Source organism: Streptomyces sp. NPDC001617 (assembly GCF_053596855.1).
In genome coordinates, this window is record NZ_JBSFHA010000116.1 from 16546 (window position 1) to 30360 (window position 13815).

Annotated in this window: 9 protein-coding genes and 1 pseudogene; 7 read left to right on the forward strand and 3 right to left on the reverse strand. The window is 69.7% G+C overall.

Going from position 1 to position 13815, the window contains the following annotated elements:
- From ACWC09_RS47525 to ACWC09_RS47535, 3 genes are all read left to right on the forward strand, one after another.
- The gene (locus ACWC09_RS47525) at positions 1-1194 is read left to right on the forward strand and encodes a PAS domain-containing sensor histidine kinase (RefSeq protein ID WP_450857960.1); all 1194 of its coding nucleotides are present in this window, start codon (positions 1-3) and stop codon (positions 1192-1194) included.
- A gap of 473 nt (positions 1195-1667) precedes the next feature.
- Positions 1668-2579, forward strand: coding sequence for a DUF6193 family natural product biosynthesis protein (locus ACWC09_RS47530; RefSeq protein ID WP_450857962.1), 912 nt, complete (start codon positions 1668-1670; stop codon positions 2577-2579).
- 607 nt (positions 2580-3186) lie between these two features.
- Complete coding sequence (locus ACWC09_RS47535; protein WP_450857964.1) at positions 3187-3720, forward strand: DinB family protein; 534 nt, start codon at positions 3187-3189, stop codon at positions 3718-3720.
- Between the two features lie 904 nt (positions 3721-4624).
- Here ACWC09_RS47535 and ACWC09_RS47540 read toward each other — a convergent pair.
- Entirely contained in the window at positions 4625-5035 is a 411-nt protein-coding gene (locus ACWC09_RS47540; RefSeq protein ID WP_450857965.1) for a VOC family protein, read from the reverse strand.
- A 564-nt stretch (positions 5036-5599) separates the two neighbouring features.
- Between ACWC09_RS47540 and ACWC09_RS47545 the strand changes: the two genes are divergently transcribed.
- On the forward strand, positions 5600-7033 hold the full coding sequence (locus ACWC09_RS47545; RefSeq protein ID WP_450857967.1) for an ATP-binding protein: 1434 nt from the start codon (positions 5600-5602) through the stop codon (positions 7031-7033).
- 31 nt (positions 7034-7064) lie between these two features.
- Here ACWC09_RS47545 and ACWC09_RS47550 read toward each other — a convergent pair whose 3' ends face one another.
- Together ACWC09_RS47550 and ACWC09_RS47555 are read right to left on the reverse strand one after the other, a co-directional pair.
- The gene (locus ACWC09_RS47550) at positions 7065-7373 is read right to left on the reverse strand and encodes a hypothetical protein (RefSeq protein WP_450857969.1); all 309 of its coding nucleotides are present in this window, start codon (positions 7371-7373) and stop codon (positions 7065-7067) included.
- The gene (locus ACWC09_RS47555) at positions 7370-8029 is read right to left on the reverse strand and encodes a hypothetical protein (protein ID WP_450857971.1); all 660 of its coding nucleotides are present in this window, start codon (positions 8027-8029) and stop codon (positions 7370-7372) included. The genes ACWC09_RS47550 and ACWC09_RS47555 overlap by 4 nt, the downstream gene beginning before the upstream one ends.
- Positions 8030-8051: 22 nt before the next feature.
- On the opposite strand from ACWC09_RS47555, the pseudogene ACWC09_RS47560 reads away from it, so the two are divergent.
- The 3 genes and pseudogenes from ACWC09_RS47560 to ACWC09_RS47570 form a co-directional block, all read left to right on the forward strand.
- Positions 8052-8564, forward strand: a pseudogene (locus ACWC09_RS47560) (SWIM zinc finger family protein); the annotation flags it as partial.
- A 459-nt stretch (positions 8565-9023) separates the two neighbouring features.
- On the forward strand, positions 9024-11522 hold the full coding sequence (locus tag ACWC09_RS47565) for a DUF4132 domain-containing protein (protein ID WP_450857973.1): 2499 nt from the start codon (positions 9024-9026) through the stop codon (positions 11520-11522).
- Positions 11522-13762, forward strand: a complete 2241-nt coding sequence (locus tag ACWC09_RS47570; RefSeq protein ID WP_450857975.1) for a DUF4132 domain-containing protein — start codon at positions 11522-11524, stop codon at positions 13760-13762. Before ACWC09_RS47565 ends, ACWC09_RS47570 begins: the two co-directional genes overlap by 1 nt.
- Positions 13763-13815 lie beyond the last annotated feature (53 nt).

Below are 13815 nucleotides of genomic sequence, written 5' to 3' on the forward strand. Positions count from 1 at the left end.
ATGCGCAGTTCCCGGGCCGCTGACAGTCCAGGCGACACCGACAGCGCGGCCGGCAGGGCCGACCGGCTGGCCGTGCTGGAGCGCCGCGCACAGCTGGTGGACGAACTGAGCCAGGAACTGGACGACACCAACCGGGGTCTGATCGCCCTGCACACCGAGTTGGAGGCCGCCCGAGCCGCCGAGGCCCGGCTCGCGGCGATCGTGGCCGCCTCCGACGACGCCATGATCTCGGTGAGTGTCACACACGTCGTGCAGACCTGGAACCCGGGCGCGGAGCGGCTGTTCGGCCACACCGAGCAGCACATTCGCGGCCAGTCGATCGACACGATCGTGCCCGAGGGGGCCTTCGCCGCCTACCGGGCCGTGGTGGAGCAGATTCGTGCCCAGGGACACGCGGACTCCTACCAGAGCCGCTGGCTGTGCTCCGACGGCAGCGAAGTCGACGTGGCCGTCACCGTCTCGCCGATGCGTGACACCGACGGCGCCCTGATCGGCTTCACCACGGCAGCACGGAACATCACCCACCAGCTCGCCGCCCAGGCCGAGTTGGCCGCCGCACGCGCGGACCGCGAAGTGATGGCCGAACGCGACCGCATCGCCCGCGACCTGCACGACATGGTCATCCAGCGGGTCTTCGGCGCCGGCCTCGCGCTGCAGAGCATCACCGCACGCATCACCCACCCCGACACGTCCGCCCGTATCCACAAGGTGATCGACGAACTCGACGCCACCATCCGGGAGTTGCGCGGCACCATCTTCGAACTGGGCCAGCCCACCCAGAAGGCCGCCAGTCTCCGCGCCCAGGTCCTCGACGAGACCGCCACCGCACAGGACCGGCTCGGCTTCGCCCCCGCGGTCGAGTTCGACGGCCCCGTCGACGCCGCGCTGCCCGACACGACCGCCGCCCACCTGCTGGCCGCGCTGCGCGAGGCGCTGTCCAACATCGCCCGCCACGCCCACGCCACCGCCGCCCGGGTCACTGTCCGGGCCGGAGACGAACTGCTCCTGGAAGTCACCGACAACGGCCGCGGCATCGACCCCGCGGTCACCCGCAGCAGCGGCCTGACCAACCTGCGCCGCCGCGCGGAGAAACTCGGCGGCACCTTCGAGGTGGCAGCCCGCCCCGAGGGCGGCACCCGCCTGCGGTGGCGGATCCCCCTCACCGCCGCCAAGGACTCCTCCGTCACCCGCTGAACCGGCCCGCCCGCAGCGGCCCCTCGACCACCGGGTTGCGGCACACCGTCCAGGGTGCCAAGACCGTTGATTCGGGCCGGTACGCCGCTCTGACGGAATCCGTCACCGACACCATCACCGGCACCGACACCGAGGGACACGCGTGGTGCGAGGGATACGAGTGATGTGGCGGAAAGAGCCGTGCGTTCCGGGGCACATTGAGCTGCCGAGCGCAGGGCTTGGCAGTGGCTCGCCGGGGGAGAGTCACTCGGCCGGGCGCGCGGCCGCCGCTCGTTCTTGAAGCCAGGGACCGGCGCCCGCTTCTCGCGGACCTCGATTGCGCGGTGCGCGGTGCGAGACCGCTCCTCCGCGTCTTCCTTTGCCAGTCCCTGGCTTCACTTGCATTACATCACCGGCAGGAGCAGGCCGACAGGGCCCAACGGCCCTGCCCCCGGGGCCAAAGGGCTCGCACGACCACGAGGTGGAACGCCTCCATGAGCGACGAACGAGATCCCCGCGCCAACGCTGTTCGGGGCTTCGGCCTGTCGCCTTCAGGTCCGTACCCGCCCGTTCTTCTTGAGCATCCCCGAAGCATCCCCGAACTCACTCCAGAACAATTGAGCCATCATGTCCGAATGACTCAGACGCGTCGCGCTCGTCGGCCGCTCCAGCCCGATCCTGAGCTGTATCCCGATCTGGCGGCCGCCGGGAGTCTCGCTGCCGCGCTTGCCCAGTGCGCTACAGACAACGGCCTGGACCTCGGTGAGGTCCGGTCGTCTCGTGACGGTTCGGCACTCACCTATGCCTGGGTGGGGAGCCGTAACCCACGACTGGACCATTTCAACGTGAACCTCGGATCCGAACAGCGGGTATTCCTCATCGCCGTATGGGCGCAGGGTGTGAATCTCACCAACGGCTCCACATCCGACCTCGCTGAACTCGCGACAGCGGCGGCGGCCTGGCATCAGGGCGTCCCCCTGGCCGAGTTGCACACGGCCGCCCCCTTCCTGGAATTCAGCGCCCTCGCCCTGGCTCACGAACGCGGCCCTGAGTTCGCCGTGGCGGAGAAGTGGCGCCGCTATCTGGAAAGGGACCCGTACACGGACCTGGACATGATCCGGGCGGCCTATGCCGAGCCCAGGCTGCGTGCGCTGTTTCCCTTCACCAGCCACGGCACGCTGATGTTCAGCAGGTGTACCGGATTTCCGTTCTCGCAAGACGTCTCCGCGATCCATCCGCTCGGTGGAGGTCGGTATGCGGTGCATCTCCGAGGGGAGGAGTTCTCCATGGAGCCGTCCTGCACGGCTCAGGAAGCCGCTGCGGCTGTGGCCGCCCGCGTGCCGGCCATCTGGGGTCCGGCAGTCGCTGGGACCCAGCACGACCTGCGCGACCGCGAGAGCCGGTGACCACAGGGTGTCCTCCCCGCAACCCAGACGGAGATCATCACGCCCCAAGCCGGGGATCAAGCTGAGCAGGTCTGGCCCTCCCCGAGCAAGCAGCGGGGACCCCTGGCTCCCTCGGGACGGCAGCGCCTCGGGAGAGCGCGAGGGGCGGCGATGTGCCGTGACGTCCGCCGGGATGTCCTCACCAGCGGAAGTACTGCGCCGGTGTTCCCCGTAGCTTCCCGCCCGACCTGGCACGGTTCTGGCACGTCTGCCGGTGGTGCCGACCACAAGGACAAGGGCGTTGTCGGTGTGGGCTGTTGGCTTCGGTGACAGAGATGAGCCGGTTCGATGTTCTCGCTGAAGAACACGGCGGCCAAGGGGGTGGCCGGATAGGGGTCCCCGGACTACTGGGTCCCGGGAGGCCGAATGGCTCCGTACCCACCCCCCTCACAACCTTCTGATCCGTAGCTCTGCAGAGATCGGTCAACAGAGGTCATACAGGCAGTCGTTCGGCTCCTGAGGGTTGCTGTGGGTCATGGTCGGTTGCTGTGGTTGCTGTGCTTCTCTGCTGTACAGCGGGATGTCCCCATCAGGATCGGGCGTTGACCTCGCCTGCGACAATGCACCCATGAATGACGCCTCTGGGCCGCAGACCTTCGCTTCGCCGCTCAAGCCCGTCGACCTGCGCACCATCGCGCCTGAACGTGAGGCCTTGGCAGGGTGGCTCGACTACCATCGCGCCGAGCTGCTGAGGAAGCTCGATGGGTTGACCGAGGAACAGGCCGCCCGGCGTGTCGTTCCGTCCCTCACCACCCTGCACGGATTGGTGCGACACCTCACCAAGGTCGAGTTCGTCTGGTTCATCAAAGTCATCAAGCAGAGCAAGGAACCCGCGCCCTTCGGTTGGCCGAAGCGCAAGGACGGTGACTTCCTGTTGGACGACGGCGCGACACTGGCTGAGGACGTCGCGCGCTACCTGGCCGCCTGCGAGCGCAGCCGTGAGATCTTCGCCGGGGTTTCACTGGATGACGTTTGCACGCACCACCGATTTGGGGACCTCGACGTGCGTTGCATCATGATGCACATGATCAGGGAATACGCCCAACACAACGGCCATGCGGACGTCATCCGCGAGCTCATCGACGGCAGTACGCAGAGCTGAGTCCTCTCACGCCTCCGGGCGCGGCGTACAGCGCCGTCCGGACCGCTCTTCACTGATTCGTCCCGAGCGTGGCCACGCGGTCGGTGGAGTCTCCATAGGCGTGGCAAGACCCGTCTTCTTGCCCTGGGGGTTGTCCTAGGAGACAACCCAGGGTTGCTTAGGGAGGCTGCCTCGGATCTGAGCGGTCTCCCGGACGCGATTCGACTGCTCGACGTGGCGACGCGGAGCCTTCAGCGGGCTACCGAGCGGCTGGGCCAGTACTAGGCGGTGTGGGCGGCGCGGTTAGGTCGTCCTCAAAGGCGACCAACTCGGCGATCTTGATGGCAATGTCCGCCATCGAATCATCCGCCGTGTTCAACCCGTTTCTCGAGGCAAGCAAGGGGCTAACGTTCCGGAGATCGTCGTAGGTCGTCTCGTGCGCGACAGGAATCAGCAGGTCACGTGTAAGGAGCTCCGAGAGCTCCTTGTCGGAGACGCCCCCGCGCTCGACGCGTTGCAGTAGCGCAGGAGTGGGAACTCGACAGTGCGGCGAACGGGAGCCAGCGCCCGCACCTCGGCAGGCGTGTAAGTCACGGAGGAGGTGCTCGGCGACCCAAGGCGCCCGCGTTCTGCCGCTAATGGACTCGCCCCCACTGCTCGCGCCGCCCCCGGTGCCGCTCCGCGACGTGTAGTCCGTCTGCGGGTAGGAGGACTGGGGCGATGGGTATCCGTAGTTTCGGCCGCTGCACGCAGGGCACTCCGCGGCCGCTCTGGCAGTCCGACGGCCCCGGACCGGGGCCGTACAACGACTCATAACTACACGGTAGTTCTGTGACTGCGGTTCGGTTGCGTTGTCACGATGGAAAGACGGCCGAGTACAGTCCGGCCGATAGCGATCCGGCGGCACCCGTCTCAGAGCGCCCAATTAGTCGCGCTTGGGCCAGATCGGGCCCTGGTCGGTCCAGATGACGCCCTTGTTGCGGCACAGGCAGAAGGGGTGGCCGAACGGGTCGGTGTAGACCTGCCAGCCGTAGCCGTTGGGGCCGATGAATTCCTGCCTCAGCGTTGCGCCGAGGGCGAGGACGCGGCGCTGCTCGGACTCGATCTCGTCCACTTCGAAGTCGAGGTGGAACTGCTTGGGGTGCTCGCTGTCGGGCCACTGCGGAGCGCGGTAGTCGTCCACCCGGATGAAGGCCAGCTCGATCTCGCCGAACTGGATACCAGCCCAGTCCTCGGAGCTGCCTTCCCTGATCGGACGGCCCGTCACCTCGGAGTAGAAAGCCGCCAGCTTCATCGTGTCCGGGCAGTCGATAATGAAATCGGTGAGTCGCAGCACCCCGCGATCTTGTCACAAGCTCACACCCGACTTCGAGACAGGCCCAAGCGCACCGGCTGGGCGCGGCTTACCCCGATCGTGCCTGGCGTCTGTCGCAGGTCTATCGCGACGAGCGCGAAACAACGACAAAGAGCGGGAGTCAGTGAGACTGACTCCCGCTCCGCTACGTCGGCTTCGCCCAGGTTAGCGAGTGGTTTCAGCTGATCTTCGGCGAGTGCCCCCGGCGGGGGACTCGGGACATGGGCAGAGGGGGGACCGCTGGGTGGGGGGCGGGCAGCTGGTGATCGAGACGGTTGTCCGGCTGAATCGGTAGGTCGGCGGCGATTGACCGCAGGTTCGGGTCCCGGCAGGAGCCGCAAGCAAGGGCCGGTCGTGCCGGACCGGCTGTGACCTGCGGGATTCTCCGGCCGGACCGATGTCGGCCATCTACCCAAGCGCGAAATGGTGTGGCGCGCCCGTCCATGCTTCCGACCGGTTCACGCTGGCACAGGAAGCGAGCTAGCATCTAAGTAAGATTCAATCTACGTAATATCGAAACTGTGTTTTGATCGAGAGGGGCTGCCTGTGGAATTCAAAGGGAGGGCGGCTGACCTGGACCTGCTGGCTCGACAGCTGGGCCTGGTGATCGAGGGCACGGGGGCTACCCGTGGGCAGGCTGTGATCATGACCGGGCGGCGCCGGGTGGGGAAGTCTCGCCTGGTCCAGGAGTTCTGTGACCGGTCCCGGGTTCCGTATGTGGTCTTCCAGGCGACCCGGGGCCGCAACGCCGTGGCCGAGCGGTCGGACTTCACCGGGGCGCTCGCCCAGTCCGCCCTACCGGGGGCGGAGCTGGTGGCCGGGCTGCAGGCCGCGGATTGGAATCAGGCGCTGCGCTCACTGGCCGTCGCGGTTCCGGACGACGTCCCGAGCATCGCGGTGATCGACGAGGTGCCGTGGCTGGTGGAGCAGGACGCGGAGTTCGAGGGGGCTCTGCAGACCGTGTGGGACCGTCACCTGTCCACCAAGCCGGTCCTGCTCATCCTGGTCGGCAGCGACATGTCGGTGATGGAGGCGCTGCAGTCCTATGGCCGCCCGTTCTTCGGGCGGGCGGCGAAGATGACCGTACGACCGCTGCACCTGGGCGATGTGCAGGCCATGACCGGGCTGGACGCGGCGGACGCGGTGGACGCGCTGCTGATCACGGGAGGCTTTCCGGAAATCGTCCAGTCGTGGCGGCCCGGGACGGGCCGGGTGGACTTCCTGCGCGAGGCCGTGGCGAATCCGCTGTCGCCGCTGCTGGTGGCGGGCGAGCTGTCGCTGCTGGGGGAGTTCCCCGAGGCGTCGCACTCGCGGGCGGTGCTGGAGGCGGTGGGCAGCGGCGAGCGGACCTTCTCCACCATCGCCGCACAGGCCGGGGGAACAGGTGCCCTGCCATCCGGCACGCTGTCCCCGCTGCTGAACACGCTGCAGGCCAAGCGGGTTCTGGCGGCCGACCTGCCGCTGTCCGTGAAGGCCGACACCAAGAACAAGCGCTACCGCATCGCCGATCCGTATCTCCGTTTCTGGCTGGCCTTCCTGCAGCGGGGTATCCCGCTCATCGAGCGCGGCCGGGGCGATCTTGCCCTGGAGCGCATCGAGCGGTCCTGGACCACCTGGCGGGGACGTGCGGTCGAGCCGCTCATCCGCGAGTCGCTGCTGCGGCTGCTGCCCGACGAGCGATGGCCGGAGACAGAGGCTGTCGGCGGCTGGTGGAACCGGCAGAACAACCCGGAGATCGACCTGGTCGGCACCGACCGTGAACCCGTGGCGGGCGCGGTGCACTTTGTCGGCTCCATCAAGTGGCTGGAGTCCCAGCAGTTCGGCCGGCGCGAATACGACGCCCTGGCCCGGGACGTACTCGCGGTGCCCGGCGCCGGGCCTGACACCCCGCTGGTCGCGGTGTCCCGCAGCGGTGTCGCCGGCAGTCTGCCGCTTGCGGCCCACTGGGGGCCTGAAGATCTGGTGCGTGCCTGGCAGTAGCGCAGAGACGGTGAGGCATGGGGTACGTGGCTCAGGATGCCCAGTGCCGGTAGGCCTCCAGCCAGGCCCACCCGTCAGGCGCGGGTTCGGGCACCGGTAGGTCGAGGAGGCCGATCGCCTGACGGTGTCGACCGCGTCCGCACAGGGCGGCGATGCCGCTGCCGGACCGGAGCTGGACGGCGGTGACGGTCACGGTGACGCCGAGTACGACTGTGTCGAACGGGAGGGCGAGGCGGTCCTCGATGACTGCCTGGAGGGCGGCGAGTTGTTCGTACTCGTCGTAGGCATCGACGATCGCCTCCGCGACCATGGCGTCGAGTGCGGCGGTGTTGAGCCTCATCGTCTGTGGCGCCTTTCCGCGCGCAGGAGTTCCGCGAGGCGGGCGCCGACGGGGGCGGGCGTGTGCTCGGGCTCCGGCAGCGGCCGACCGGGCATCGCCGTCTGCCACACGGTGGGGACCTGTGCCCACAGCCGCAGCGCCTCGGCGGCGCGCTGTGGAAGCACCGGGGCCAGCGCCATCGGGGAGCCGCCCCACTCCACACACGCGCCGGCCAGGACCGCCGTCTTGGCGAACACGCCTCCCAGGCGGGGAAGCAGGGGAGCGACCGCCTCGACGGACGCCGTCAGCGTCTCGGGTCCGCCGGCACGCGCTGCTCGCCCCACGGCAGCCAGGGCCGTGCGGAAGCCCTCCACCGACCCCTCGCCCATCCGCGTCACCAGATCACCGACGACCCGCTCTATCTCGGAGGACATGGCGGATGACGCCAGCAGGCCGCGTGCCGGCGGCAGTACGCGCGGCGCGCCTCCACGGAGACGAGGGGCGGTCGTCGGGGCGCAGAGTTGTACGACGGCGCCGTCGGCCGTGGTGCCGACGGCGAGGGCGGGGCCGTCGGCGTACAGGCCTGCGATCGTCCTGTTCAGCTCGAGTGGGCACGACGTACTCCTGCGCGGGGCCGACGAGGTGCGCCGGCGGCGGCAGATCTGAGCAGGCTCCACTCGCGCAGCCGTCTCAGCGCACGCCGTCGCCGTGCGCCGTGACCACTTCGGTGCCCGCCGCACCCTGGCCGCCTACCAGCAGCTGCGCGCCGCCGCCCGGGCCGCGGACTGCTGGCCGGCCGAGCGAGGAGGAGCCCTCGCCCTGCTGCGTGCCGACGCGCAGCGGCGGCAACAGGGCTGGTACGGCGGCCCCGTCCTGGTCGACGCCCTGGTCGACGACAAGGACGTCGACGCCGCCTGGCAGGCCGCTGCCCAGACCGGCGCCCATGACCGGCAGTGGCTCACCCTGGCCGACCAGGCACGGGCCACCCGTCCCGCCGACGCCCTCGGCGTCTACCTCCGCCTGGCCGAGCCGCTGACCAAGCAGACCGGCAACACGGTCTACGAGCAGCTCGTCGGCCTGCAGCTGAGCATCCGCGACTGCCACCGCCGCCTGGGCACAGAAGACGAGTTCGCCGTGTACGTCTCCGCCCTGCGCACCGCCCACAGACGCAAACGGAACCTGATGCGCCTGATGGACGAACACGGTCTGTGAGCCGGACGGCGTGTCGAAGGCCCACCCGGCGCCCACGCCGCCCTCGCACCCCGGACGCCGGATGGTGCTCTTCATGCTCCTCACGCGGGCGGAGCCCCGGCCAATCGGTCGAACGGCCGGCTGATGTGAACGATCAGTCGCCCCAGCCGTCCACCCGTCCAAGTCCTCCTCGTCCAGTCCATGGCCGGCCATCAGCTGCTCGGCCTCGCTCCGCACGCCGCGTGCACGCAGGGATCGGACCTGTACCACGATCGCGTTCCAGCGGGCGTCGTTCCAGGGGGCGTCGAGGTCCGTCAGGAGGGCCAGTGCCGCGCGGGCCAGTCCGGCCCTCGTCTCCACCGGCGTGTGCGGCTCGGCCAGCGCGGACTTCTGCCTCGGCCAGCGGCTTGGCCACGACGAACAGGGGCGAGCATCCCCTGAGTTGATCGCATTGTCAGTCCCTCCTGCCATCATCCCGCCATGCTGTACGAAGCCTTGGTGGCCGAATCCTGCAGGAACGACTTCCTCGACGACATGCGGTCCGCCGCACTCGACCGTGTCCGCTGGCTCGTCGACCTCCTGGAACGTCAACGGACGGAGTTCCGGCAGTCCATGGGGCCCCAGCACCAACGATGCGAGGCGGCGCGCGCCGCGACCCGGGCCGAGATCGACAGGCGGCTCGCGACCTGCGCGGACGAGGAGGGCAGGGCCGCGGTCCTGTGCCTCATGCTGGCCGCCGGCTTCGACGACACGAGCCTGTGGCAGTACGACGCCGAGATCGGGGCCCTGATCTCGCGGGTGAGCGGCTGGACGCCCGACGAGGTCGCGGTGATGCTGCTCCGCGTCACCGAATACGACAGCGGCTACCAGTTCGCCCGTTCGCTGGGGCCGGCGCTGAACGCTGTCGAACAGCTCGACGCCGACGGCCGCCGTGCGGTCATGCCCTGGCTGCGGCAGGCACACACGGAGCTCATGGACACCACTGTCGAGGCGCGCCTGCGTGCGTCGCTCGCCCAGCGCCTGCGGGCACTGCTCGCGAGCGTGGACGAGGCGCACATCCCCGAGGGACTCATCCCGTCGTACGCCCCCTGGGCCACCCCCCTGCGCGAGCGCGCGAACACCTCGCCGACCCGGGAACTGGCTGATTTCGTAAGGCACTTGGCGAGCCTGTCGGGGCCGCGTCCCCCGCAGAGATGGCGGCGGACGTGCCTCGAACTCGCGGACGCGGCGTCGGCTCGGGATCTCGTGGCAGACGTCCTGCGAGCGCTGGCCGAGGACGATCCGCTGTGCAGCGGGGGAAGTGCTGCGCACACCGCCTGGCACCACGACGGCTACCACTACGTCGTCCACCAGAACGACGGGGACCTGGCGCGCGGCGTCGTCTGGGCGGCCGCGCTGACCGGCGGCTCGGCAGCGGTGCAGCACCTCGGCGCGCTCGCTCTGCGGACCGGCGGACCCGGAACCGGCGTGATCGAGGACCTCAAGCTCGCGGGCGCGGCGATCAACGCGGTGGCCGAGACCGGCGATCCGGCATCCCTTGAGACCCTGTGGCGGCTGCAGTCCAGGATCAAGCACCGGGCTCTGCGCAAGCAGCTCGACACCGCGCTGGTGACGGCGGCCGGGAAGCAGGGCATCACGGCGGAGCAGCTCATCGAGCGCAGCGTGCCGGATCACGGCCTGGCGCCGGACGGCTCGCTGGAACGGGAGCTGGGCGGACACCGGGTACGGGTGGCGATCGAGGAAGCGGCGACCGTGCGGCTCACCTTCACGCGCCCCGACGGGGGGAATTCGCGCACGGCTCCGGTCGCAGTGAGGGACGGCTTCCCAGACGAGCTCCGGGAATTGAAGGCCCTGGCCAAGGAAGTGCGGGGGACACTGGCGGGTGAGCGGGCCCGCATCGAGGCGCTGATGTCGGCCGGGCGCGAGTGGCCGTACGACGACTGGTGCCGCTACTACCGTGACCATCCGGTCACCGGGGTTCTCGTCCGCGGCCTGATCTGGGAGTTCCAGAACGCCGAGGACGCGGACGGCGAGTGGCGTGCGACGGCACCGATGACCGAGCCGCCCGGCCGGCCCGAGCGCGTCCGGTTGTGGCATCCGATCCGGGCACAGGCGGACGACATCAGGGCGTGGCGGGAGCGGCTCGTCGCCGAGCGGCTGCGGCAGCCGTTCAAACAGGCCTTCCGGGAGATCTACCTGCTCACCCCCGCGGAGGAGGAGACCAGCGTCTACTCCAACCGGTTCGCCGCCCACATCGTCCACTACCGTCAGCTCTACGCGCTGTTCAAGGAACGCGGCTGGCAGGCCAACTTCCTCGGCCGGTACGACGGCGGCTACGACGGGAAGGCGCGGGCCGGGTTCGGCGACGGCGAGTGGCGGGCCTGCTTCCACCACGAGCCCGCCGCGGACGACGACGGCGGCTACGCGCCCGAGCACGCCGCGACGGACCAGGTCCGCTTCGAGCGGCGGGACGGCCGGCGCTGGCGGGAGGTCCCGCTGGCAGAGGTGCCCCCTCCGGTGTTCAGCGAGGCGATGCGGGACGTCGATCTGTTCGTGGGCGTGACGTCGATCGCCGCCGATCCCGACTGGACCGACCGGGGCGAGGACCGCTATGCCGCCTACTGGCGGACGGCCACGTTCGGTGCCCTGACGGCGAGCGCCGAGGTCCGCCGCGAGGCGCTGGAACGGATCCTGCCGCGCCTGAAGATCGCCGGCCGTTGCTCGCTCGACGGTCGCTTCCTGGTGGTGCGCGGCGACCTGGGCACGTACAAGATCCATCTGGGCTCGGCCAACATCCTGATGGAACCGGACGACGCCTACCTGTGCATCGTCCCGTCACGCGGCAAGGGCGACGGCAAGGTTTTCCTGCCGTTCGAGGACGAACGGCTCTCCCTCATCCTCAGCAAGGCATTCATGCTGGCCGCCGACACGAAGATCACCGACAGAACCATCCTCCGCCAGATCAAGAGAGGGGCCTGATGGACCTCGCCGCCCGGCTGATGCGCGCGCTGACCGACCCGGACTTCACACTTGAGGACAGGGACAGCAACCCGGATCTGGCCCAGATCTCCGACGAGGAACTCGGCGGTCTGTTCGTGGCGGCCTACCGGGTGGGGCCTGCGGCCACGCCCGCGATGACGAGGGTCCGCTTCGTGGTCGAGGACGCCGCACGGGAACGGCGGCCGCGTTATACGCCCGAGGCGTGCCGCCGTATGTTCGAGGCACTCGCCGAAAGGTGCGAGGAGCAGGGCTGGGCGGACCTCACCCGAGGCCTGGACACGCTGGAACGCTGCACAGGGCCGCTGCCCGACGTCTCCGAACCCGCCCGCGCCCTGGTCGGGTTCTGGCTGGAGAAGGACACGGTACGTCAGCCGTACGCGCTGCTCGCGGTCGCGGGACTCGCCGACGACGGGACACTGCGCACCGCCGTGGAGCGCCTCTCTCGTGATGTGGGCCCCATCGTCGCGGACGAGATCGCCGTCATGGCCGGCCTCACCCCGGCCGAACGGACACTGCTGTCCGAGATCGACCGGGACAACAGGTTCGTCTCGCCGCTCGCGGACGCGTGGCGCAGGTCGGCCGACAACCCCGCTTACGTCGCGTTCGCCCGCCGCGCGCTGGAAGCTGCGGCCGACCGCACCGACGCGATCCGGGCGGGCGAGATCCCCTACCAGGCGGACAAGGCGTTCACGGACCGGGAGATCACCTCGCTCGGACAGGCCCTGCGGGTTGCGCTGCTGCGCGACGAGCCCTGGCTGCCGGAGCTGTTCGAGCGGCTGCTGCCCGGCACAGCCCTCGCCCCCACCCCCGCGAAGACGCTTCCCTCGCAGGCACTGCTGTACGAGGTGGTCCGCGCCGCGCAGGACTACCCGACGCCGGAGCTCGTGACCGCGATCCGCACTGTGCGCCGGACCGTCCGACACGCCGGGGTGCCCAAGCAGCTCGACAAGATGCTCAAGAAGATCGACGCGGCCCTGGCCGAGCGCACCGACGTGGCGCTACGGCTGCCGAGGCTGGAGTTCGACGACGATGGGGTCCTGCGCCGGACGGCCGGCGACTACGAGGCCGTCGTCACGGTCACCGATACCGCCACGCTGACCTGGGAGAAGGACGGCCGCCCGCTGCGCACCGTCCCGGCGCCGGTCCGCCGCGACCACGCGGCCCTCGTCAAGGAGCTGCGCGAGCTGGTGAAGCGGGTGAACGCCCAACTCATCACCCTCGTACGCGCGTTGGAAGGCAGCTTCACCGTCGCCGCCGTCCACCCGTACGGCTGGTGGCGCACCGAGCTGGCCGCGCACCCGCTCGCCCGGACCCTCGTACGCCGACTGATCTGGGAGATCGAGGTCGCACCCGGCGAGTGGCGGGCCGTTCTGCCCGAGACAGCCGAACTCCTTCCCGACGCGCCCGACGCTGCCTCCGTACGGCTGTGGCACCCCCTCCGCTCCGAGCCGGACACCGTACGGGCCTGGCGCGACCTGCTCATCGAACGGCGGATCCGTCAGCCCTTCAAGCAGGCGTTCCGCGAGATCTACCTGCTCACTCCGGCCGAGGAACAGACCCGCGTCTACTCCAACCGCTTCGCCGCGCACCTCGTCCACTACCGCAAGATGTTCGCCCTGTTCCGGGCCCGGGGATGGAAGAGCGACCTGCTCGGCCCCTGGGACGGCGGGGACGGCGACGAGGCCGAGCGCACCCTGGGGGCGGGGGAGTGGCGGGTCCGCTTCTTCCACACCTGGGCCGACTGGGCGGGCGACGACGAACTGGCCTCGACCGACCAGGTGCGCTTCGCCCACCGGGTGGAGGGCGCCTGGCGCGAGGCACCGCTCGCCGACGTGCCCCCACTGGTGTTCAGCGAGGCGATGCGCGACGTCGATCTCTTCGTCGGCGTGACCTCGATCGCCGCCGACCCCGACTGGACCGACGGCGGCCCCGGGCGCACCTACTGGCAGCGGGCAGGGTTTGCCGAGCTGACGGAGAGCGCCGAGGCCCGCCGCGACGTCCTGGACCGGATCCTCCCGCGCCTGAAGATCGCCGACCGATGCACGCTAGACGGCCGCTTCCTACTCGTACGCGGCGATCTGCGTGCGTACAAGATCCACCTGGGCTCGGCCAACATCCTGATGGAACCGGACGACGCGTACCTGTGCATCGTCCCGGCACGGCGTTCGTCCTCGAACGGCAAGGTGTTCCTGCCGTTCGAGGCTCCGTATGTGCCGTAACGGTACGGCTGTGCGCGTGTGCGTTCCGTGCGCCTTCGTGGTCGCGTGGCACA